At 64.0% G+C, this 20,696-nt stretch carries 24 protein-coding genes and 1 pseudogene; 10 read left to right on the forward strand and 15 right to left on the reverse strand.

Annotated features, from left to right (window positions below; all coding sequences use genetic code 11):
• Positions 1-6 precede the first annotated feature (6 nt).
• Positions 7-390: a hypothetical protein gene (locus tag ABIA30_RS04775; protein WP_370062548.1), complete on the forward strand. Its 384-nt coding sequence runs from the start codon at positions 7-9 to the stop codon at positions 388-390.
• A 77-nt stretch (positions 391-467) separates the two neighbouring features.
• Here the strand turns inward: ABIA30_RS04775 and ABIA30_RS04780 are convergent, their stop codons facing one another.
• Positions 468-878: a VOC family protein gene (locus tag ABIA30_RS04780; protein ID WP_370062550.1), complete on the reverse strand. Its 411-nt coding sequence runs from the start codon at positions 876-878 to the stop codon at positions 468-470.
• 5 nt (positions 879-883) lie between these two features.
• Positions 884-1,333: a helix-turn-helix transcriptional regulator gene (locus ABIA30_RS04785; protein WP_370062552.1), complete on the reverse strand. Its 450-nt coding sequence runs from the start codon at positions 1,331-1,333 to the stop codon at positions 884-886.
• Positions 1,334-1,659: 326 nt separating this feature from the next.
• Between ABIA30_RS04785 and ABIA30_RS04790 the strand changes: the two genes are divergently transcribed.
• Positions 1,660-3,141, forward strand: a complete 1,482-nt coding sequence (locus ABIA30_RS04790; RefSeq protein ID WP_370062554.1) for an amino acid permease — start codon at positions 1,660-1,662, stop codon at positions 3,139-3,141.
• On the opposite strand, the gene ABIA30_RS04795 is transcribed toward ABIA30_RS04790, so the two are convergent.
• Both ABIA30_RS04795 and ABIA30_RS04800 read right to left on the reverse strand, forming a co-directional pair.
• Positions 3,128-3,631, reverse strand: a complete 504-nt coding sequence (locus tag ABIA30_RS04795; RefSeq protein ID WP_370062556.1) for a lipoprotein LpqH — start codon at positions 3,629-3,631, stop codon at positions 3,128-3,130. The genes ABIA30_RS04790 and ABIA30_RS04795 overlap by 14 nt on opposite strands.
• Positions 3,632-3,744: 113 nt before the next feature.
• A complete protein-coding gene (locus ABIA30_RS04800) occupies positions 3,745-4,500 on the reverse strand; it encodes a polysaccharide deacetylase family protein (protein WP_370063340.1) in 756 nt (251 codons plus the stop codon).
• Positions 4,501-4,891: 391 nt separating this feature from the next.
• Between ABIA30_RS04800 and ABIA30_RS04805 the strand changes: the two genes are divergently transcribed.
• Positions 4,892-5,722: a DUF4436 domain-containing protein gene (locus tag ABIA30_RS04805; RefSeq protein ID WP_370062558.1), complete on the forward strand. Its 831-nt coding sequence runs from the start codon at positions 4,892-4,894 to the stop codon at positions 5,720-5,722.
• Between the two features lie 25 nt (positions 5,723-5,747).
• Here the strand turns inward: ABIA30_RS04805 and ABIA30_RS04810 are convergent, their stop codons facing one another.
• The 5 genes and pseudogenes from ABIA30_RS04810 to ABIA30_RS04830 form a co-directional block, all read right to left on the reverse strand.
• Positions 5,748-6,536, reverse strand: a complete 789-nt coding sequence (locus ABIA30_RS04810) for a maleylpyruvate isomerase N-terminal domain-containing protein (protein WP_370062560.1) — start codon at positions 6,534-6,536, stop codon at positions 5,748-5,750.
• Positions 6,537-6,586: 50 nt separating this feature from the next.
• Positions 6,587-7,573, reverse strand: coding sequence for an NAD-dependent epimerase/dehydratase family protein (locus tag ABIA30_RS04815; RefSeq protein ID WP_370062561.1), 987 nt, complete (start codon positions 7,571-7,573; stop codon positions 6,587-6,589).
• A gap of 127 nt (positions 7,574-7,700) precedes the next feature.
• Entirely contained in the window at positions 7,701-8,033 is a 333-nt protein-coding gene (locus tag ABIA30_RS04820) for a YnfA family protein (RefSeq protein WP_370062563.1), read from the reverse strand.
• A 24-nt stretch (positions 8,034-8,057) separates the two neighbouring features.
• Positions 8,058-9,564, reverse strand: a pseudogene (gene arsB / locus ABIA30_RS04825) (ACR3 family arsenite efflux transporter).
• Positions 9,561-10,022: an ArsI/CadI family heavy metal resistance metalloenzyme gene (locus ABIA30_RS04830; protein ID WP_370062565.1), complete on the reverse strand. Its 462-nt coding sequence runs from the start codon at positions 10,020-10,022 to the stop codon at positions 9,561-9,563. The pseudogene arsB and the gene ABIA30_RS04830 overlap by 4 nt, the downstream one beginning before the upstream one ends.
• A 103-nt stretch (positions 10,023-10,125) precedes the next feature.
• On the opposite strand from ABIA30_RS04830, the gene ABIA30_RS04835 reads away from it, so the two are divergent.
• A complete protein-coding gene (locus ABIA30_RS04835) occupies positions 10,126-10,485 on the forward strand; it encodes an Rv2640c family ArsR-like transcriptional regulator (protein ID WP_370062567.1) in 360 nt (119 codons plus the stop codon).
• Between the two features lie 8 nt (positions 10,486-10,493).
• On the opposite strand, the gene ABIA30_RS04840 is transcribed toward ABIA30_RS04835, so the two are convergent.
• On the reverse strand, positions 10,494-11,903 hold the full coding sequence (locus ABIA30_RS04840) for an aldehyde dehydrogenase family protein (protein ID WP_370062569.1): 1,410 nt from the start codon (positions 11,901-11,903) through the stop codon (positions 10,494-10,496).
• Positions 11,904-12,006: 103 nt separating this feature from the next.
• Positions 12,007-12,843 carry a MerR family transcriptional regulator gene (locus tag ABIA30_RS04845; RefSeq protein WP_370062571.1) on the reverse strand — a complete coding sequence of 279 codons (837 nt, stop codon included), beginning with the start codon at positions 12,841-12,843 and terminating at the stop codon, positions 12,007-12,009.
• A gap of 310 nt (positions 12,844-13,153) precedes the next feature.
• Between ABIA30_RS04845 and ABIA30_RS04850 the strand changes: the two genes are divergently transcribed.
• The 5 genes from ABIA30_RS04850 to ABIA30_RS04870 all read left to right on the forward strand — a co-directional run bounded on the left by ABIA30_RS04850 (position 13,154) and on the right by ABIA30_RS04870 (position 16,319).
• On the forward strand, positions 13,154-13,591 hold the full coding sequence (locus ABIA30_RS04850) for an SDR family oxidoreductase (RefSeq protein ID WP_370062573.1): 438 nt from the start codon (positions 13,154-13,156) through the stop codon (positions 13,589-13,591).
• 55 nt (positions 13,592-13,646) lie between these two features.
• On the forward strand, positions 13,647-14,072 hold the full coding sequence (locus ABIA30_RS04855) for a nuclear transport factor 2 family protein (RefSeq protein ID WP_370062575.1): 426 nt from the start codon (positions 13,647-13,649) through the stop codon (positions 14,070-14,072).
• An 82-nt stretch (positions 14,073-14,154) separates the two neighbouring features.
• The gene (locus tag ABIA30_RS04860) at positions 14,155-14,772 is read left to right on the forward strand and encodes a class I SAM-dependent methyltransferase (RefSeq protein WP_370062577.1); all 618 of its coding nucleotides are present in this window, start codon (positions 14,155-14,157) and stop codon (positions 14,770-14,772) included.
• Positions 14,773-14,809: 37 nt separating this feature from the next.
• Entirely contained in the window at positions 14,810-15,430 is a 621-nt protein-coding gene (locus tag ABIA30_RS04865; protein WP_370063341.1) for an FKBP-type peptidyl-prolyl cis-trans isomerase, read from the forward strand.
• Positions 15,431-15,653: 223 nt separating this feature from the next.
• A complete protein-coding gene (locus ABIA30_RS04870) occupies positions 15,654-16,319 on the forward strand; it encodes a sensor domain-containing protein (protein ID WP_370062579.1) in 666 nt (221 codons plus the stop codon).
• Between the two features lie 181 nt (positions 16,320-16,500).
• On the opposite strand, the gene ABIA30_RS04875 is transcribed toward ABIA30_RS04870, so the two are convergent.
• Complete coding sequence (locus ABIA30_RS04875) at positions 16,501-16,962, reverse strand: DUF4334 domain-containing protein (RefSeq protein ID WP_370062581.1); 462 nt, start codon at positions 16,960-16,962, stop codon at positions 16,501-16,503.
• A gap of 33 nt (positions 16,963-16,995) precedes the next feature.
• The gene (locus ABIA30_RS04880; protein ID WP_370062583.1) at positions 16,996-18,870 is read right to left on the reverse strand and encodes a long-chain fatty acid--CoA ligase; all 1,875 of its coding nucleotides are present in this window, start codon (positions 18,868-18,870) and stop codon (positions 16,996-16,998) included.
• A 104-nt stretch (positions 18,871-18,974) separates the two neighbouring features.
• Between ABIA30_RS04880 and ABIA30_RS04885 the strand changes: the two genes are divergently transcribed.
• Entirely contained in the window at positions 18,975-19,625 is a 651-nt protein-coding gene (locus ABIA30_RS04885) for a TetR/AcrR family transcriptional regulator (protein ID WP_370062585.1), read from the forward strand.
• Between the two features lie 9 nt (positions 19,626-19,634).
• On the opposite strand, the gene ABIA30_RS04890 is transcribed toward ABIA30_RS04885, so the two are convergent.
• Both ABIA30_RS04890 and ABIA30_RS04895 read right to left on the reverse strand, forming a co-directional pair.
• Positions 19,635-19,910 (reverse strand): hypothetical protein, encoded by a 276-nt coding sequence (locus ABIA30_RS04890; RefSeq protein ID WP_370062587.1) that lies wholly within the window; start codon positions 19,908-19,910, stop codon positions 19,635-19,637.
• Positions 19,911-19,968: 58 nt separating this feature from the next.
• The gene (locus tag ABIA30_RS04895) at positions 19,969-20,628 is read right to left on the reverse strand and encodes a hypothetical protein (RefSeq protein ID WP_370062589.1); all 660 of its coding nucleotides are present in this window, start codon (positions 20,626-20,628) and stop codon (positions 19,969-19,971) included.
• Between the last annotated feature and the right edge of the window lie 68 nt (positions 20,629-20,696).

Raw genomic sequence — 20,696 nt, forward strand, 5'->3', positions numbered from 1 at the left:
CCGAACATGGCTAACAATCGGGTCCGCGCACCAGGGGTACTCGCTGTGGTGGCAGCAGCCCGCGTCGGCGTCGGTATCGCGATGGTCGCTGCACCGCGCCTGCTCTTCCGTACGGAGACCGGAGCTGAGACGCTCCTCATGCGCACGATCGGAATCCGCGATATGGCAATCGGATTGGGCGGCTGCGTCGCGATGGCCAAGGGTGATGCCGAGGCGGCCCGGCTGTGGGCGGGCGCCGGTGCGTTCAGCGACACCGCCGATACCGTCACCGGACTGTTCAGCCGGGAGCTCGTCGGTTCACGGGGTGCCGCCATCGCGACGATCACCCCGCTCCCCTTCGTACTGGCAGGGATCTTCGGGCTCACCCGTGGACGGCGTAACGCCCAATAGCCCTGCTGTTCAGGTGATTTCGGCTCGCCAGGGAGCCTGGTCGACAGCGAGGAGGATCGTGCCGCGCGATGGCTTCCTCAGCGGATTTCCTGGATGCGGATCATGTTGCCGGCGGGATCGCGGAGCGCGCAATCGCGGACACCGTACGGCTGCTCGGTCGGTTCCTGGACGATCTCGGCACTGCCCGCCTGCACCCGCTCGAAGGTGCCGTCGAGGTCCTTGGTGGCCAGCAGCAGTGTGCCGTAACTGCCCTTGGCCATCATCTCGTGGATGACGCGTCGTTCCTCATCGGTCAATCCGGGTGTGGCATCGGGCGGGTACAGGACGATATTCGTATCGGTCTGGTTGGGCGGTCCGACGGTTAGCCAGCGCATGTTGCCCCCACCGACATCCAACCGGACCTCGAATCCGAGAACGTCGCGGTAGAAGGCCAGGGACTCTTCCGGGTCTTCGTGCGGCAGGAAGCTTGAGTGAATGTTGATTTCCATGCGGATCACGTTAGGTGCAGTCGGACGATCGGTGCTTCTTGATTCCTGATCGGTCTGGTCACCTGCTTCTCGACACATGAAGGCATCCCCTCTGCCACACCGGCTGTCCGTTCCCGGTACACGCTCGGCGGCATTCCGACCAGCTCGGTGAAGCGAGTACTGAAGGTGCCCAACGACGAACATCCGACGGCGAAACACACCTCGGTGACACTCAGGTCACCGCGACGCAGCAGAGCCATCGCCCGCTCGATGCGTCGCGTCATCAGATAGGAGTACGGCGACTCGCCGTAGGCCAATTTGAACTGCCGGGACAAGTGGCCTGCCGACATGTTGACACCGCGCGCGAGAGCCTCGACATCCAATGGCTGTGCGTACTCGCGATCCATTCGGTCGCGGACGCGCCGCAACAATTTGAGGTCGCGCAGACGCTGTTGTTCAGCGGGCGTGCCGGTCACAGTCGCAATCCTACTTCAGCGCTCAGCCAAACCGGTCTCGCGCCATGCTGCGCCGCCGTGCCGCGCTTCTGTGAATAGTGTTGTACTACACAGCCTTTCCGTACCATCCACGGACATCAGGTCCACGACATGCTGGGGCGTCAGACAATTTTCGGGCTTGCGCATCGTTGCACCGAAGTCGCCGAGCATGAGTGCCTCGAATCACTTTGTGGCCTAATTGATTTCGCGGCAAGTCTTGATCGGCAAACATCGGCCGGCGACACGGTCACTTCGACGACGGGCCGATTCAGGCAGCCGCATGATTGGCGCGGGCTACTCTGACGCCTATGAGCGCTGAAACCGGTGGCTGGTTCCGCACCAAGTCGGTCGAGCAGTCGATCCTGGACACCGACGAACCGGACTCGAAGCTACGCAAAGACCTGACAGCCAAGGACCTCACCGTTTTCGGCGTCGCTGTCGTGATCGGTGCCGGCATCTTCACTCTCACCGCGCAGACCGCGGGCACCATGGCGGGGCCGTCGGTGTCGCTGGCCTTCGTTCTGGCCGCTGTCGCCTGCGGGCTGACCGCACTCTGTTACGCCGAGTTCGCCTCAACCGTCCCCGTCGCGGGCAGCGCATACACGTTCGCCTACGCCACCTTTGGTGAGACGGTCGCCTGGATCATCGGCTGGGATCTGATTCTCGAATTCGCACTTGCGGTGTCCGTCATCGCCAAGGGCTGGTCGCAGTACCTCGGCACGGTACTCGGCGGATCGGTGACGCCGATTGTGCACATAGGATCGGTCAAGTTCGACTGGGGCGCGCTGGTGATCATCGCCATCGTCGGGATCCTGCTCGCGACCGGCACCAAGCTGTCCTCGCGGGTATCTGCCGTCGCAGTGGCGATCAAACTCAGTGTGATCGTCCTGATCCTGGTGGTCGGCGCCACCTACTTCAAGGCATCCAACCTGACGCCCTACATCCCGCCGGCGCAGCCGTCGGCCAAAGCCGAAGGCGTGCACCAATCGCTGCTCGCCTGGCTCACCGGATCCGGCGGCACGAGCTTCGGGTGGCTCGGCCTGCTGTCGGCGGCCAGCATCGCGTTCTTCGCCTTCGTCGGTTTCGACGTGGTCGCCACCGCCGCAGAGGAGACCCGGAATCCGCAGCGCGACGTGCCGCGCGGAATCTTCGGAGCGCTGGCCATCGTCACCGTGTGCTACGTCTCGGTGTCGATCGTACTCACCGGGATGGTGCCCTACACCCAGCTTCAGGACGAAAATGCCACCCTGGCAACGGCGTTCGCACTACACGGCGACACGTGGGTAAAGAACATCGTCTCGATCGGGGCGCTCGCGGGCCTGTCGACCGTCGTCATGGTCATGTTCCTCGGTCAAACGCGGGTCCTGTTCGCGATGGCCCGAGACGGCCTGATCCCCCGTGGTCTCGCACGCACCGGCAAGCACGGCACACCCGTACGGCTCACCGCCGTCGTGGGCGCGGTCTGCGCGGTACTGGCCGCGTTCGTCGACTTCGGCACGCTCGCCGGAATGGTCAACATCGGCACGCTGGTGGCGTTCGTTCTGGTCGCGACCGGCATCCCGATCCTGCGCAGAACCCGCCCCGATCTCAAGCGCGGCTTCCGCGTTCCGTTTGTCCCGGCGATACCGATCCTGGCCGCGATCTCCTGCGTGTGGTTGATGGTCAACCTCGCGGTGGAGACCTGGCTGCGCTTCGTGATCTGGATGGCGATCGGCGCGGTGATCTACCTCGCGTACGGACGGTCCCATTCCATGCTCGCGCCGGAACGACGGCTGCTCACGGGCAAGTGACTCTGATTTCGAAGGGCTTACTGACCACCACAGGGGGCAGTGCCGCAGTGATGCCCGTGGCCGTACCACTGATGGTGTAGACGTTGCCGTCTTTGGTGACCTTCGCTTGACCTCCGGAAATGCCTTGCTGGAAGCCCAAAATGGTGCCGCTGATGTTGCCAAGACCTACCGAGTGCACGGTGCCGGCATCCGCGGAGAGCACTACCACCACGCCCGAAACCCCTTGGCCGATAGCGATATTGAAGTTTCCGACGGCGTTGGTGCAGACGGCGTTGCCGGCAATGTTTTGTTTGGCACCGTCGACGGTGACCTCAGCTTGAGCGGGCGGTGGGCTGCCGTTGGCGGTTTCGGTGGCTGAGGTCGCCGATGACTGTGTGGTGGTGGCGGTACTGCTGGTCGCCGAGGGTGTCTTTTCGCTGGAGCATCCGGCGCCGGCGATCCCGATGGCGATTGCGGCGACCGCCGCACCAACCGCGATCTCTTGCCTCACCGCGGACTCCTCTCGTTGCCGGAGACCAGCGTATCGGTCATCGAGTCATGATTGGACGAAAATGATTACGCGACAATCACTTATCTGCCAGATTTGGGACGCCTTCGCCGGGTTCAGGCAAATACGTCGTTGAGCGTCACCGTACGCAGCTTCCGATGACGGACGATGTCGACGAGACGGTCGAACACATGCGTCACCGGGGCATGGTTGAGATGACCGAGGACGATGTTCTGGGGACGGAAATGCGTATCGGCCATCTTCACGATGTAGTCCTCGGTGATCACCGTGGAGTCGGCCAACGAACCCGACCACATGGTGGTGATCGGGTAACCCAGGTCGGCCGCAACTGCACGGACCGCGGAATTGTGATGGCCATAGGGCGGCCGAAAGTATGGACGCGCGTCAACGCCGAAAGCGTTGGACAAGAACGTGTGGTTGCGCTCGATCTGTTCGGCGATCTGCCCCCGCGACAGCGTGGTGAGGTCGGGGTGTGACCAGGTGTGGTTACCCAGCTGAATCTGACCCGACTCGACCATCGGCCGCAACAACGGCGCATTGTCCGTCCAAGACCGGTAGTAACCGTTGACGAAGAAGGTCAGCCGGATGCCGGTGTCTTTGGCCAGCTGGGCGTAGGAGCGCACGACATTGCTGTCCACGCCGTCGTCGACGGTGAGCGCCAGTAGATCGCCCTGGCCGGGCAGCACTCTCAGCACGCCGGCACCGGGCATCGCAAACCGCGCAGACGCGGGCGGTGGCGGTAGCAGCGGCGCCGGTCTATCCGTGCCCATCAGCGCCGGACCCGATACCACTGCGGCCGGGGCCGCGGCAGCGGGCGCAGGTAGCGGCGGGTTCATCACCGAGCGCAGCACCGAAATCGTCGCAATCGACGGCGGAATGGTGATCGCTGCGCCGATGCCAGTCAGGAAAGCCCGTCGGCTCAGGGCAGACACGGCAACTCACCGAGCGAGGAGCAGCCGACCGGTTCCCCTTGCCGATCACCGCGGCAGAGGTCGCATCGCGCGTGAGCAGGAGAGAACATCGGCGAGAAACCTATCAGGAGTTCCTGGTGGCGGCAGCGCTGAAGTCGGCAAATGACATCGATCGACAACCTGGCCGAACTCGCTCACCGAGAATCATCACACGCCAAATACGGCGCCGATGAATGCCGATTGATCACCGTCATATCCATTTACCCGGCTGATGTCACCGCGGTGCCATGGTATAGATATTTCGAGTGAAAGTTCGTCGGGGAGATCATTTATGAAAATCCGGGTCATCGTTGGTGTGATTGTCCTCCTTGCGGCATACGCCATAACGATTGCCTTATATGCCAGCACCGGCCTCGGGCACCCCAGTCAACTTATCCAAAGTAGGCCCACAGCCGACGGCACGATCGTCACCATTGACTTCAACGAGGTGCATTCAGTAAAGGGCGAGATGGTTGCCAACATCACCGTGGCGCCAGGGTCCAAGCTCTTGGATCCCACCACCGGCGGTCTCACCGAAGACCTAGGTATCGCAGTGCATTCCGCGGTGACACCGACCAGACGCAACTGGTCAAAGGGAATGGTGCCCGGGGTTTTCCCGGTGGCACTGACATTATCCGGCGACCCGGGTGATTACCCCTTCGACCGCTACGAATCCGGCCCGATCACGGTCGATTTGTTCCACGGTGGTTCGCCAATACCGGAACGTGTTGCACCGGCGATTTTCGACCTCACCGCGGGCTGGATGTTCAACATTCCGATTGAGGACAAAAGCACCGGGCCCGAAGTTTATCGAGTGCATGTGTTGCGGTCACCCAGCACCGGCGCGTTTGCCACCGTCATTCTCGGTGCGTTGATCACCATCGCAAGCTTAGGTGTCGTTGTTGCTATTCAGACCGCACGCAAGGCACGGAAGTTCCAACCACCGATGATGACGTGGTTTGCCGCACTCGTTTTTGCGGTGGTACCGCTGCGCAACGCACTTCCCGATGCGCCCCCGATGGGCACCTGGATCGACATCACCATCGTCTTGTGGGTCATCGTTGCATTGGTGGCCTCGATGGGCATCTACATCGCCTGCTGGTGGCGGGATACTGCGCAGTGAGCAATCCCTGCGCCATTGATCACCGTCAGTAGCCACTCAGCAGCGTGCGTAGCCGCCCCAACGCTACGGGGCCGGCGTTGCTGCGGATCCGGCTCGGATCGGCGGGGCGTCTCCCCCACAGCAGCAAAACCCTTGCAGCCGCATCGGTCTCGATCGTCGCGGGTCCCTCGGGTGGAGCCAGAGAGATCGTTGTCTCGTCGGCAGTCGCACCGACGACCACGTCATCGCGGCCGCCGACCCTCAGGCGTGAGTCGATACGCTCGTCGCTCCGCAGGCCAAGCGCTGAGTATCCGCGACGAAGCAGTGGCCGCCCCACGGCTCGCACACTGTGGTCGGTCATCCATTGCTGTCCCAACTGCTCCTGCGCAACGGCATCGTCACCGGTGATATCCCACCGGTGCAGTACCAATTCCTCGCGCATGTGCTCGGCGAACCAGCACACCTTCATCGTGCGACCGGTCCACGCCACATCGGTGTCGGCACCGAGCTCGCTCTCGGCTGCAGCCGTGATGCTGCCGAGCTGCGCCATTCGGTCGCACAAAGCCGACCACAGATCTGCGTCGTTCATGTTCCGGTACGGAGCTTCTCGCTCCTCGAAACCTCGTGTCGGCACGCGCTCATCGGTCAGGTGACCTGCCAAGACCCGGCCGAGTTCCTCGGCATTTCCGGTCTGGTGAACGACGATGTCGCGCACGGTCCACGCCGCGCACCACGTTCCCGCATCGGGTCGTCGGCGCTGCAGTGCCTGAGCGAACGACGCCCACTCGGGAAAAAGCCCGCCGTCGACAGATTCTGGGTTTTCAGCAGTGACCATGACTCCAGAACTACCCCATCCGCGCCGCGAGAACCATCGAGCGACCCGCGTCAACGAGCAACGTCGCGGAAACCTCTTACGGTGTCGGCCAGGGTGATTCGCGGGTCGCGGTAGTTGATCCCCAGGTCGCGTTCGCTCGGCGAGTCGTCGGACGCCGGCATCTGCGTGTAGTACTGCATTCCGGCCTCGGTGAAGGGAGTCTGGAACGGCAGGAACGGACCGAGGCGATCGAGCACCTGTCCGGCGACGCGCAGCACCGTGTCCGGAACCGGGACGGCGAACATGGTCTTGTTGCCGACCTCGGTGAGCAGCTTCGCCAACTGGTCCACCGGAACTCGATGGCCGCCGGCCATGTACCGCCGCGGACCGCGACCGGGTTCGAGCAGCGCGGCGTGCAGGGCGGCCAGGTCGCGACCATCGACGATCATCCAGGCCGCGCCGCGGCCCGGGATGGCACCGAGTTGTAGCGCCGCAGCAACCCCTTCGCCGGCTTCACCGAACTGATCCCCGACCGGCGGCCCCATCACCATGCCGGGATAGGTGATGTTCACCGGTGCGCCGGCATCCTGCATTCCGCGTGCGTAGATCTCGACCTGCGCTTTGGACCGCCCGTACCCGTCGGTCCCGCCGAACACCGGCAGGTCCGCCGCCAGCGTTTCCACATCTGGATTGAACAGCGCAGTAATGCTCGACACGTGAATGATCGGATCGAGTCCGAGTTCTGCGGCACCGCCGAGTACGTTCCGCGCGCCGTCCATGTTGGTGCTCATCATTTGTGCGGTCTGGCTCTGATCGGTGGCGACCAGCGCCGCAGCGTGCAATACGGCGTCGCAGCCCTGAAGGGCCCGCAATACCGAGCTACGATCGGTGATGTCGCCGACCGCGTGGTCGGAAACGTCGACGCCCAACTTGGCCACGCTGGTGTGCAGCCGGTCCGGGTTTCGCACCAGGAACCTGACCGAATGTCCAGCATCCGCAATTGCTTTCGCGCTCCAGCCGCCGACAAAACCCGTACCACCAGTGACCAGGACACGCATGACGCCAACCTCCTGAGAAGTGAACAACTGCCGCCACGACGCTACTAGCCGATACCCGAGAGGTAGCGAAGATCAGTCATTCCGATGATGCGCCCAACAGGTAGATCGACCAGACGATAGGTGAAACCTATTGCGCCCGAGGCACATACATGATGATCGACACTCCGATCAGGCAGATGAGTGCGCCGGTGACATCCCAGCGGTCGGGCCGGAATCCATCCAGCGCCATACCCCAGGCCAGCGACCCAGCGACGAAGACCCCGCCGTACGCGGCCAGGATACGGCCGAACTGCGCGTCCGGCTGCAGCGTCGCCACGAACCCGTACAAGCCCAACGCCACCACCCCGGCGCCGATCCACACCCAACCCCGGTGTTCACGCACCCCCTGCCAGACCAGCCAGGCACCACCGATTTCGGCGATCGCCGCCAGGACGAACAACAGTATTGAACGCACCACCATGGTGATCGACCCTACGAGAAATGGTCAGCCGATGGTGCCGGCCGGCGGAACCAATTCCGCTATGAGCGACCGCACGTGCCCGGCGATCGTGTCACGAATACCGCGCACAACGTCCAGCGGCTGACCGGCCGGGTCATCGAGCTCCCAGTTGCGGTACGACACACCGGGAAAATATGGGCAGGTATCCCCACAGCCCATGGTGATCACCACGTCGCTGGTACTCACCGAATCTGCAGTGAGCACTTTTGGAACCTCGGTGGTGATATCGACGCCCAGCTCTGCCATGGCCGCGATGGCAAGCGGGTTGATCTGGTCGGCGGGTTCGGTTCCCGCTGAACGTACCGCGATACGACCTTCGGACAGACGCTGCAGGAGAGCCGCGGCCATCTGCGAACGGCCGGCGTTGTGCACGCAGACGAACAAGACCGTCGGCTTAGCGTTCATCAGTGGATACCCTTCGGGCACTTCGGCTTTGGTCATATTCCGGGAACAGGCGTGGCTTCAGGGCCAGGGACAGATACACCAGCGCGATCAACACCGGCACTTCGATCAGTGGTCCGACGACGCCCGCGAGCGCTTGTCCGGACGTCGCACCCCAGGTCGCGATGGCCACCGCGATGGCCAACTCGAAGTTGTTTCCCGCTGCGGTGAACGCCAGCGTCGCGGTCCGTGGGTAACCGAGCTTGAGGGCGGCCCCGAGCAGGTAGCCGCCGCCCCACATGATGGCGAAATAGGCCAGCAACGGCAGCGCGATCCGTGCGACGTCCCACGGGTGCGTGGTGATCTGATGGCCCTGCAACGCAAAGAGAATCACGATGGTGAACAACAGCCCATAGAGGGCCCACGGTCCGATTCGCGGCAGGAACGTCGATTCGTACCAGCGACGGCCTCTCGACTGTTCGCCGAGGCGCCGGGACAGATATCCGGCCGCCAAGGGCGCACCCAGAAAGATCAGTACGGACTTGGCAATTTGCCACGGCGACACCGTGAGTGCGGTCTGTGGCAAGTGCAGCCAACCGGGCAGAACGGACAGGTAGAACCAGCCCAACGTCGCGAACATCAGCACCTGGAAGATCGAATTGAGTGCGACCAGTACCGCAGCGGCCTCCCTATCGCCACATGCCAGATCGTTCCAGATGATCACCATGGCAATACAGCGCGCCAGTCCGACCACGATCAGGCCGGTTCGGTATTCAGGCAGGTCCGCCAACATGGCCCATGCCAACGCGAACATCAATGCCGGGCCGAAAACCCAGTTCAGCAACAGCGATGCGACGAGCAGCCTGCGATCGGATGTGACGGTGCCGAGGTGGTCGTAACGCACCTTGGCCAGCACCGGGTACATCATGACCAGCAACCCCAAAGCGATGGGCAACGAAATCCCGTCAACCTCAACACTTTCCAGTACGAGGTTCAGCCCGGATATCCCGCGCCCCAGGAGAAGCCCGACTACCATCGCCAGCCCGATCCAGGCCGGCAGAAACCGGTCCAGGGTGGACAGCCGTGTCGTGCCGGACATTTCGAGGTTCATCTGGTCGTGCAGCACGACGGTGCCACATCGCCGGCGGCTCCGCATCCACCCTCCGACTCAGCGGCGGGCAGGCCGGGTCTGCTGCCGAAGACCTCTGAGTCCGCCAGCACGGTGTAGATCTCCCACCTCTCCCCACCCGGACCGGTCACCCAGACCTTGTCCTGCGTGGCGAAGCAACAGGTGGTGCCGATCTCTTCCTCGGTGAACATCTCGGCCTCGGCGAGTCGGGCGATCTCGGCGTGCACCACCTCGCTGGCGCCGACCTCGACCCCGAGGTGATTGAGGCTACCGCCATGTCCGGGGTTCTCCAGCAGCACCAGTTTCAGCGGCGGATCGGCGATGGCGAAGTTGGCGTAGCCAGGTTTGCGTTTGGCCGGCTCGGCGTTGAACAGTTTGGAGTAGAACGCGATTGCCTCGTCGAGGTCATCGACGTTGAGGGCCAGTTGCACACGCGACATGTCGAGCCACACTCCCAGTAATGAGACATATATCGAATCAGTTGGACGCCCTCAGCATGTCCACCTTTTCGATATATGTCAATAACTATGGCATGATCGGTTGATGCCCAAAGCGCTGCCGGTGATCGATACCACCGCACCCGTGTGCTGCGCGCCGGTGGCCGCTGGACCGATGAGCGATACCGATGCCCTGGAAATCGCCTTGCGCCTCAAGGCCCTCGCCGACCCCGTACGCGTCAGGATCGTGTCATATCTGTTCAGTTCGCCTGGTGGAGAACAGATTTCCGGAGATCTGGCCGTGGTCCTCGACCTCGCCGAGTCCACCGTCAGTCACCATCTGGGCCAGCTTCGCAAGGCCGGGATCGTGACCTCTGAGCGCCGCGGAATGAATGTGTTCCATCGAGTACGACCGGATGCACTGCAAGCACTCTGCGCGGCGCTGGACCCCAACTGCTGTACGTGAGCAGATAGTCAGGACAGACCGATGTACACCGACTTGGTGTTGAAGTAGGCCTCCAGACCCTTCTTGCCCCGCTCACCGCCCCAGCCGGACTGCTTGTGACCGCAGATCGGCATGGACGGGTCCGCCGCCAACGCGGAGTTCACCCAAATCTGGCCGCCGCGAAGGGCATTCGCGACGCGATGAGCTCGGCTGAGGTTTTCCGTCCAAATGGCCCCGGCAAGACCGTACTCGGTGTCGTTGGCGGCGGCGATCGCCTCGTCCTCGTCGTCGAACGGGATCACCGAGCCGACCGGTCCGAAGATCTCCTCCGTGATCAGCCGCATGTCGGGTGTGGTGCTGGTGATGATCGTCGCCTCGTAGAAGTAACCCTTGCGGTCCATCGGCTTGCCACCGGTGATCACCTCCGCGCCGGCTGCCACCCCGTCGTTCACGATGCCTTCGACCCGGGCCCGCTGCTTCTGACTGATCAGCGGACCCAGCACCGAAGTGGGATCCTCGTATCCGCCCATCGGCAGCATCTGCGCGAACCCGGCCAACCCCTCGACAACCTGGTCATAGATCTTGCGCTGCACATAGATTCGCGACGTACACGAACAGTTCTGCCCCGACCCGGCGAGCAGTCCCATACCGGCACCCATGATGGCCTTGTCCAGGTTGGCGTCGTCGAACATGATGAGTGGCGACTTCCCGCCGAGCTCGAGAGTCAGGCGCTTGAGGTTGCCTGCCGCAGCCTTGACGATCAGCCGACCCACCTCCGTCGACCCGGTGAACGCGATCTTGTCGACATCCGGGTGCGCGGTGAGCGCCGCGCCGGTGGTCTCGCCGTAGCCGGTGATGACGTTGAGGACACCGTCGGGCAGGCCGGCCTCGCGGAAGATCTCCTCCAGCTTGAGCGCCGACAGCGGCGTCTCCTCGGCCGGCTTGAGCACCGCGCTACAACCGGCCGCGAGCGCAGGGGCGACCTTGAGCATCGCGACGAAGAACGGTCCGTTCCACGGGATGATCAGGCCGACGACGCCGACCGGCTCCAGCTGGGTGAACGTGTGGTACTCCTCGAAATGGCCGAGCAGACCATCGGAGATGAGATTGGCCGATTCGCCGTGGATCTTGCCGACCCAGCCGGCGTAGTAGATCAGCATCTCGTTGGCCACCTTGATGATCTGCTGCGCAGCCATGGCGTTCATGCCGTTGTCGCGCGCCTCGATCTCGGCAAGCTCTTCGGTCCGCGCCTTGATGATCTCCGCGGCCCTGAACAGAACATCCGCACGATGCGCAGCGGGCAGCTTGCGCCACACGCCCGACTCGAAGGTGTCGCGGGCGCGCGCCACCGCGGCGTCAACGGCTGCCCGATCTGAATCGGGGACCTCCGCGATCTGCTCCTCGTTGGAGGGATTGAAGACCGCAATCGCGTCGCTCAATGTCCTTCATCCTCTCGCCGTGCCGCGACGTGATCGCGGTCACCGTGCGGGTGAGGTTACGCGCATAACCATATGCCGTCCAGTATCTGAGCGGAACCCATCCCTAACTCGATTCGTCGCCTGCGGACCGATCGATGCCGAATATCGGCCAGCAGATCTCCGTGCGATCGAAGGGTATGAATCGCCCTGTTTCGGCGCCGAGGTAGCGTTCCCGAATCGGCCCCTCTGCGCTGATCAGATGCTCGCCGACATAACTGCCGAGTCGTCCGTAGCTGCGGTCGATATCGCAGTGCGTCGTTCCTTGATGCGTCAACACCGCGTACTGACCGGCGGGAAGCACCAGCCGGCGGGCCGGAGACAACGGCTCCGACTCGGCCATCGGCAGGTAGACGGTCGCCTCACCACGAGACTCGGCGAACAGATCACGGTGATAGACCCCGCCGGCTGGACCGGTGGACTGGCAACCCGATCGTCGGACGGCGTCGCTCAACCCGGCCGAAGCATCAGCGAACCACGGACCGATGTCGTCGATGTCGATGGTGGAAGTGATGGCCCAGACCGCCATCTGCGGATCTGACCGAAGCTCGACGGCCGCATCACGCGTTGCCGGAGCAAGGATTTCACCAAGCTGACGAACAACTTCCCGGGTCTGCTCAAGCTGCTCTTCCATGCGCTGCAGGTGTGCGGCGACGATGTCGTTCCGCTCACCCGGATCGTCAGCACTGAGCAGAGCCTTGAGGTCGGGGATGGACATGCCCAGAGACCGGAAACGCCGAACAAGGTGGGCATGATCGACCTGGCCGGTGTCGTAGAACCGATAGCCGGTGAACCGATCGACGTGCGCGGGCTCTAGCAGGCCCACGTCGTGGTAGTGCCGAAGTGCCTTCTTACTCAACCTGGTCATCACGGAGAAATCGCCGATCGACACTCGTGAACCCATGGACCACCTCCTTCGGGTCGTGGCAACCGCACATCAGGCCCGTCACATGATCCTGCGCGTTACCGCTGGGGGAAAGTCAATCCGGTCCGAACGCCCGCCTTGACCTTCCCCTTGCGGCAAGGCAGACGCTGCCTGAGATCACCCAGACATCACCGATCTGCAGAGAGAACCTTCATGCCTACTCATCCCGATTCGCTCGCCGGACAGCGCGCACTCGTCACCGGTGGGACCAAGGGCATCGGCGCGGCCATCGTCGAGCGGCTGAGCTCGGCGGGGGCTGCAGGTTCTCAACCTCAATCTGCTGGCGCCCGTGCGCATCGACCGCGCACTGATCCCCGGCCTCATCCGGCAAGGAACGGGAACGATCGTGCATATCACCTCGATCGCCGCCGTCATGCCAACCACCGGTCCCCTGCCCTATGCCGCAGCCAAGAGCGCCCTGCGCGCCTACAGCAAGGGACTGTCGGCAGAGTTGGGCCCCGCGGGAATCCGCGTCAACTCGGTCATGCCCGGCTTCATCCGGACAGCCGGCGCGCTACAAGTGCTCGCGACCATGTCCGCCCGGACCGGCGGCGATGTCGAGTCGGCCAGCAACGAACTGATCCAGCAGCTAGGCGGTGTCGACCTCGGCCGCGCCGGGCGACCCGAGGAAGTCGCCGAACTCGTGGCGTTTCTCGTCTCCGATCGAGCAAGCTATCTCACCGGAGCTGATCTCCATGTCGACGGCGGCACCATACCGAGTGTGTGACTGATCGACACCGGATCCAAAGTAATTGAATACCAACCTATTTCAGGAGTCAACCATGATCGACAACCTAGACGACTTCCGGGCACTCGATCCGTTCTTCCGGATCATCGAACAAGGACTTGCCGAATACGCCGACGGTGAGCACTTCTTCGACCTGCTCGCCGACGACGTCGTGTTCGACTTCATCATCACGGTCCCCGACTACCCACGTCACGTAGTTGGCCGGGACAACCTCATCGAGCTGTATCGCGGCTACGGATCCACCTTTTTCCTGGACCACTGCGACGACCTTCAGGTACATCGGAGTCGGTCGACATCGACTGTGGTACTGGAGTATTCCTCGACAGGCAAGGTCGTCGCCACCGGAAAGCCCTATGGCAACAGGTACATCTCCGTGGTCACCATCGAGAATCGCAAAGTCACCCACTGGCGCGACTATCTCGACCCGCTGCTGGTTCTGGCGGCCCTGAACGAACGCTGATCCCGCGGCGACGAGCTCGCCGGTTCTCAACTCGTTCGGACTGCCTCGCCGATGTGCCAGCTCGGATTGCAACAATGCACATATGGTCGAACAGAGTCTCTGGATGCAAAAAGTCGCCGCCGATCCCGGGCATTCGGCCTGGTACATCGAACGCTTTCGGGCTATGGCGCAGGCCGGAGACGACCTCGTCGGCGAGGCACGCCTCATCGACGCGATGGCACCGCGTGGCGCGCACATCCTCGACGCCGGCTGCGGACCCGGCCGGATCGGCGGCTACCTGGCCACGGTCGGGCACCGGGTGGTCGGCGTCGACGTCGACCCAGCCCTCATCGAGGCCGCCGAGCAGGACCATCCCGGACCGCGCTGGCTCGTTGCCGATCTCGCGGAACTCGACCTACCCACCCGTGGCATCGGCGAACCGTTCGACCTCATCGTGTGCGCCGGCAACGTGATGACCTTCGTCGCGCCGAGCACCCGCGCGCAGGTGCTGTCTCGGCTTCGCGCCCACCTCGCCGAAAATGGCCGTGCGGTAATCGGTTTCGGCGCGGGCCGCGACTACGGCTTCGACCGGTTCCTCGGCGACGCGGCGGAGGCCGGCCTCAAACCCGAGGTCCTGCTGTCCACCTGGGACCTGCGACCGTTCACCGACGGCTCCGACTTCCTCGTCGCAGTTCTCGGGCCGGTTCCGCGCACCCTGTAGCGTGGCAAACGTGAATTTTTCGCGCCTGCCGTCCGCCATGGCCATTACCGCCTGTGCCGCTTCGCTCGTCGTGACGCTCGCCGCGTGCGGGTCCGATACGAAGACGCCGGCAGCAAGCACGTCCCATAAGGGCGGTCTGGCGGACCTCTCGCTGCCCAACGCCGTCACTCCGGTGTCGACCGACACTCCCACCGCACCCAACTCGTGCCCGACGGCCGCGCCTGTCAACGCCGCACCCGAGTGGTCGCTGAGTGGGGGCGGCGGCAACATCGCCGTCACCGGTTCCACCGATAGCGCGGCTCCGGCGGTCACGGTCAATGGGCCGTTCAGTGTGCCCGAGACCCAGGTCCACACGCTCCAAGCCGGTACCGGACCAGTTGTCTCCCCGACCGCCACCGTCCTGGTCTGCTACGCGGGTTTCGACGGACGCGACGGACACAAATTCGACAGTGCCTACGACCGCGGTGAGCCTGCCACGTTCCCGCTCACCGGCGTCGTGCCCGGCTTCCAGAAGGCCATCGCCGGACAGAAGGTCGGTTCGACCGTTGCCGTCGCGATGGCTCCGGCCGACGGCTACCCGGAGGGTCAGCCGAGCGCCGGTATCCAGGCGGGCGATTCGCTGGTGTTCGCAATCAAGATCCTCGACGCGCAGGGCTGAGCAGCCGCCCGGGTTTCGGCTCAGCCGTCCGAGCTGCGCCAACCGAAATCGTTACCGAGAACTGCGACTCATCGTTATCAAGAAACACCGCACGGTTACGCCGACATGCATGCGTGTTAGCGCACCATTAGTCTGCACGTGCCGAGCTGTGGAGGACAGCGCGGCGGAGTAGCTGGTGGGAAGCTTCCCGCCAACGGGAGGACACATGCGTGGAACAACAGCAATGGTTGCTGTTGCAGTCGCCTGCATCCTGATCAGCGGGTGCGGCCACACCAAGGGCACCGCCAAACCGGCACCGACCCCCGCTCTGATTCCGCGTCCGCTGGTGGAGCGTGAGTTGCCGGGCTTGCTGTTGAACCCCGATCAGATCAACGCGGCAATGGGCTCCAACGCCATGTCCGTGGTGAAAGATCAGGCCACCATGTCCGACAACAGCACCACCTTGGCCCCACCGGAGTGCCTGCAACTGGACGACGCAGGCGAGGTCTCCATCTACGCCAACAGCGGTTCGTGGGCCGAGCACGAGCAGACCCTCAACGACGGCGACAAACTCGCGCACTATCTCAAGCAGGTGGTGGTGCTCTTTCCCACCACGGACAAGGCCAAAGAGTTCTTCGACGCCTCAGCTCAGCAGTGGGCGACGTGTACCCAGTTCACTCACGTACAGAGCCAGACCCAGTGGTCGGTGGCACCGATATCGAACGCACACGATGTATTGAGCACCACGGTCACCGAGTTGAACGCCGCGGCGCCCGGCCGGGGCTGCGGGCGTGCACTGGCCCTGAAGAACAATGTGATCATCGACGTCAACACCTGTGCCGCAGACCCCGGGGATTCCGCGATCAAGATCGCCAGCCAGATCGCGGACAATATCGCCGCTCGCTGGTAGCGGCCCGCAACAGTCCAGGCGCGAAACGCCGGACCCCCGGTGGAGGCCATCGCGAAACTACGGCAGGCTCCCGCGCCACCCCTCCGGGCGCGGGAGCCTGCAGTAGTTCGACCCAGGACGGCTCATCGTCGGATCAGATTGCCGAATCCCAGTGCGTGGTCATCGAATTCGATGCCTGTGGCTACACCCGCCTCAGATAGAAGTAGCCGTAACGCCCGTCGAACACACCGGCCTTGCCGTTCATGATGCCCATCACGGTGTTTGCATCGACCTTCTTGAAGTGGTCGTGGATAGCTTGGCCGTCATAAACCATGGTGGCTGTCACCTCACCGCGGAACTCCTCCATCCACAAGCTCGCCCCGCCCTTGGACAGCTGCTCATTGCTGAACTTGTTGCCGTCGGCATCCAGGCACACGATCGGCTGCACGTCGAACGCCGACGTCATGGTTTTGCCATACCAGTTCGCCTTGGCCAGTGCGCGGCTCACCGGATGCCCGGTCGCGAAAGCCCCACCCCGCCACTCCCCGATCATTTCGGGAATGGTCATGACGGGCAGGCCCGCCCAGAACTCGTCGAGTTCGGCGTCGGCGATCTGAGCGTCCCGCCCGGCAAGTTCGGCGAATGCTGCATATGCGTCGGTCACTGTGCTCCTTTGATGAACTTGCTCGCCCTGCAATTACCCTCGGTCCCGTTGATACAGCGCATCGATCACCTCTGCGTAGCGCTCGGCAACCACCCGACGCTTGAGTTTGAGCGTCGGGGTCAGCTCTGCCGATTCGGCGGTCCACTCCACCGGCAGCAGCTCGAACGCCTTGATCTGTTCGGGCCGAGACACCCGGCCGTTGGTTGCTTCGACCGCGGCCCGCACCTGAGCCAGAATCCGCTCATCCGCGGCCAGGGCCGCGATACTCACATCGCCGATGCCCAGGCGCGCCGCCAGCAGCGGGGCGATCTCGGCGTCGAGCGTCAACAACGCAACCAGGTACGAACGCCCGTCACCCACCACCATCGCGTGCCCGATCAGCGGACTTTCCTTGAGCCGGTTCTCAATCGCCGACGGCGCGATGTTCTTGCCGGACGAGGTGATGATCATTTCCTTCTTGCGATCCACCACCTGCAGATAGCCCTCAGCGTCGAAGCTGCCGATGTCTCCGGTATGCACCCAGCCGTCGGCATCGACCAATCCTGCTGTGGCATCCGGATTTCGGTAATAGCCGGGGGTCGTCACCGGACCTCGGGTGAGGATTTCGCCGTCCTCGGCCAGGACGACCTCGACGCCCGGCAGCGCCTTGCCCACGGTGCCCAGCCGGAAGTCTGCGTTGGTGCCCGCCGCGACGGCCGAGGTGGTCTCACTCATCCCGTACACATCGAGCATCCGAAGGCCAAGCCCGGCAAAGAAATTGGCTACCTCAGGGGGCATCGGTGCGGCGGCACTCACGGTCCATTCGGCCCGATCCAAGCCAAGCAGTGCGCGCATCGGCCGCAGTACCAGCGAGTCGGCCCGGGCGAACTGTTCGGCCAGTTCGGCCGACGGTCGCCCGCTGTTCTGCAGTGACTCGACGTACCGACGACCGACGGTCATCGCGTCGGCCACCGCGGCCTTGCGAGCTTCGTCGGTCTCCGCGGCAAGGCGGGCCGACACCGCGGTCATGATCTTTTCCCACACTCGTGGCACTCCGAAGAACCTGGTGGGCCGCACCTGCACCAACGACCCCACCAACTGACCGGGGTCGCCGATCAGATGCACATGCCCGCCTTGCACCTGCGGCACGTACAGGCCGAGCATGCGTTCGGCAATATGCGCAAACGGCAAGTACGACAACGTGATTCCCGGCTCGTCGAACTTCGCTGCGTGCGCTGAAGCCGCCGCTTCGTACAGCACATTGGCGTGCGTGAGCACCACGCCTTTGGGGTCACCGGTGGTGCCGGAGGTGAACAAGATGGTCACTGGATCATCGGGCTGCACTCCGGCAACCCGCTCGTCCAGCTCGGCGGGACTGGTCTCGCGGCGCAGCCGACCGGATGCGACCAGGCTCGACCAGCTGATCTGGTCCCCGTCGCCGCGATCGTCGATCACCACCACCTGCCGAAGTGATTGCAGCACTATGTCGTCGGCGAGCGCTTCGGTCCACCGTTGCAGCTCCGCGGCCCCCTCCAGCACGACGACGGTAGGCGCCGCCTGGCGGGCGTACCAGGTGATCTGGCTGGGCGCCAAGGTCGCGTAGATCGACACCGGAATCGCTCCGGCGTGCAGTGCGGCACTGTCGGCCAGCACATATTCGATCCGGTTCGAACCCATGATGCACACCCGGTCACCAGGGTTCACACCCAACTCGATCAGCCCAGCCGCAACGTCTAATGTGTTGTCCCGCATGTCCTTCCACGTCAAGGTGCGCCACCCCGTGGGATCAGCATCATGACGGTCCGAATACGCGGGCGCGTCGGACTGGTCGGCAGCCGTGCGTGCCAGCATGGCCGGCATCGTCTGTGCGGCGATCTCCTGTTGGATGCGGGCACGATCGGCAAGAACCGTGGCGGCGCGATCGGTCATCATCGACATGTTCGGGCGGGCCTTTCCGGGTCGACGCGGAAGATATCGGGTGCGGCATTGGATCCCGCTATCTGAATGCAGATGAATCCAGATAGTATCTCAGGGTGTCCGCCCCTGACCAGAGCCGTCAAGCAACGGTGGAATACCCGCAATCGGACCGGCCGTACAACGGACTGGCCGCGGCCGAGCGGGCCAGTCAACGCCGTCGGCGACTGCTCGAGGTAGGACTGGACATGCTGGGCGATCCAGACGGCCCACAGGACCTGACCCTTCGAACCGTCTGTCGCCGTTCAGGTTTGGCACAGCGCTACTTCTACGAGAGCTTCGCCGACAAGGACGAATTCGCCGCCGCGATTTACGACTGGGCGCTGGAGGGACTGGTTGCCGGCGCGCAGTTCGCGGTGGCCGGGGTACCACCGAGCGACCAGGCTCGCGCCGGAATCACCAGCCTCGTTCGAGCGATCAGCGCGGACCGGCGCATCGGCCAATTGCTGTTCAGCCCCAACCAGATCAGCCTCGTATTGGTACGGAAGCGATTCGAGTCGACCGCGATGTTCGTGTCGCTGTTCGCCCAACACCTACGCGATACGTTCCACCCGAACAACGAACGCGGTCTGCCAGTGCTGGCTCAATTCCTGGTGGGCGGCATGGGACAGACCCTTGCCGCCTGGCTCAACAACGAGATGAGCATTGCTGAGGACGAACTGATCGAACAACTGATCGCGATCTTCACCCTGCACGGACCCAGGATCTGAGCGGAGCGATCAGCCGCCGCTCGAGACCGGGTTCGACGACAGCGGGATGAACCCGTCGTTGATCCACACGCCCCAACGTCCGCCCCAGCCCGTCGTCCAGACCACCGGCTGACCTTCCCAGGTCTCCGCCGGCTTGCGCGGAGCCCAGTCCGGCGGGATGTCGCCCGCGGCAGGCGGCGGGGGCGGCGGATCGGCACTTGCCGGCCCGGCGGCGAAACCCAGGATTGCGGCGGCCAGTCCGCCCGCGATGGCGAGCTTCGGCAGTGTGGTCTTGACCAGGTTCATTGAGCGTGCCTCCCGCGTTGAGACGACCTACAAATACTTAGCGTACATAATCATATCGCTACGGGGACGGTGGCGAGGCAGCCGCGGGTCCACCGGGCGGCAGCGCATCCGGAGCCGGAGCAACCGGCGCAGCACCCGGCCCGACCGCTCCCGAGGATGGCGCTCCGGGCACCGGCCCGGTCCAACCGGGAGGCGGCGGGCCGTTGAGCGGGTAGTAGCCGGGAGGTAGCGCCGGTCCCCCGGTCTTGGGCCCGGTATCGGTGGCCGGGGTCGATGACGCCGGATCGGTCAACGAGGTGTAGCCGGGCGGCAGCTTCGGCGCGGGCCCCGCGTTCGGGGGCGGCCCCGGGGCCTGCTCGGGCGGCATGGTGAGGGCTTCAATCGGATTGCCGCTGTGGAAGGTGTGCCAGATGTCCCGCAGGTAGCCGAGCTGACCAGGCGTCGAGCCCGCACCGTACTGCGGATCCTGGATCTCCGGCACCGGCGGCGCACCGTTCGGCGGCGGAGGCGGTGGACCGACCGGACCATCAGCGGCGTTCAGCACCGGCTGCCCGGGTGGCGGCGCGACAGCGCCAGGGCCTGACGGCGCCGGGTTCGGCTGCGGCGGATCCGCCAAAGCCTGGCCGGCCCCCATCAGTGCACCACCGGTGATGGCGATACCGGCCATCGCAGCGCACGCGGCACCGACAAATGAGGTGGCTCGCTGTCGTTCGGTCATGAACACCGTCGTCCTCTCACGTGACGTCCGCCGGCACCGTGCACGCAGGCTGACTACCTGGGAAGGCT

Origin of the sequence: Mycobacterium sp. MAA66 (assembly GCF_041261665.1) — a bacterium.
In the GTDB taxonomy this organism is placed as follows: domain Bacteria; phylum Actinomycetota; class Actinomycetes; order Mycobacteriales; family Mycobacteriaceae; genus Mycobacterium.

Coding starts and splice junctions, on each gene's coding strand:
- ABIA30_RS04775 (WP_370062548.1), top strand. CDS start 7: ATGGCTAACAATCGGGTCCGCGCACCAGGGGTACTCGCTGTGGTGGCA.
- ABIA30_RS04780 (WP_370062550.1), bottom strand. CDS start 878: ATGGAAATCAACATTCACTCAAGCTTCCTGCCGCACGAAGACCCGGAA.
- ABIA30_RS04790 (WP_370062554.1), top strand. CDS start 1,660: ATGAGCGCTGAAACCGGTGGCTGGTTCCGCACCAAGTCGGTCGAGCAG.
- ABIA30_RS04805 (WP_370062558.1), top strand. CDS start 4,892: ATGAAAATCCGGGTCATCGTTGGTGTGATTGTCCTCCTTGCGGCATAC.
- ABIA30_RS04810 (WP_370062560.1), bottom strand. CDS start 6,536: ATGGTCACTGCTGAAAACCCAGAATCTGTCGACGGCGGGCTTTTTCCC.
- ABIA30_RS04815 (WP_370062561.1), bottom strand. CDS start 7,573: ATGCGTGTCCTGGTCACTGGTGGTACGGGTTTTGTCGGCGGCTGGAGC.
- ABIA30_RS04820 (WP_370062563.1), bottom strand. CDS start 8,033: ATGGTGGTGCGTTCAATACTGTTGTTCGTCCTGGCGGCGATCGCCGAA.
- ABIA30_RS04830 (WP_370062565.1), bottom strand. CDS start 10,022: ATGTCGCGTGTGCAACTGGCCCTCAACGTCGATGACCTCGACGAGGCA.
- ABIA30_RS04835 (WP_370062567.1), top strand. CDS start 10,126: ATGCCCAAAGCGCTGCCGGTGATCGATACCACCGCACCCGTGTGCTGC.
- ABIA30_RS04845 (WP_370062571.1), bottom strand. CDS start 12,843: ATGGGTTCACGAGTGTCGATCGGCGATTTCTCCGTGATGACCAGGTTG.
- ABIA30_RS04855 (WP_370062575.1), top strand. CDS start 13,647: ATGATCGACAACCTAGACGACTTCCGGGCACTCGATCCGTTCTTCCGG.
- ABIA30_RS04860 (WP_370062577.1), top strand. CDS start 14,155: ATGGTCGAACAGAGTCTCTGGATGCAAAAAGTCGCCGCCGATCCCGGG.
- ABIA30_RS04865 (WP_370063341.1), top strand. CDS start 14,810: ATGGCCATTACCGCCTGTGCCGCTTCGCTCGTCGTGACGCTCGCCGCG.
- ABIA30_RS04870 (WP_370062579.1), top strand. CDS start 15,654: ATGGTTGCTGTTGCAGTCGCCTGCATCCTGATCAGCGGGTGCGGCCAC.
- ABIA30_RS04880 (WP_370062583.1), bottom strand. CDS start 18,870: ATGACCGATCGCGCCGCCACGGTTCTTGCCGATCGTGCCCGCATCCAA.
- ABIA30_RS04890 (WP_370062587.1), bottom strand. CDS start 19,910: ATGAACCTGGTCAAGACCACACTGCCGAAGCTCGCCATCGCGGGCGGA.
- ABIA30_RS04895 (WP_370062589.1), bottom strand. CDS start 20,628: ATGACCGAACGACAGCGAGCCACCTCATTTGTCGGTGCCGCGTGCGCT.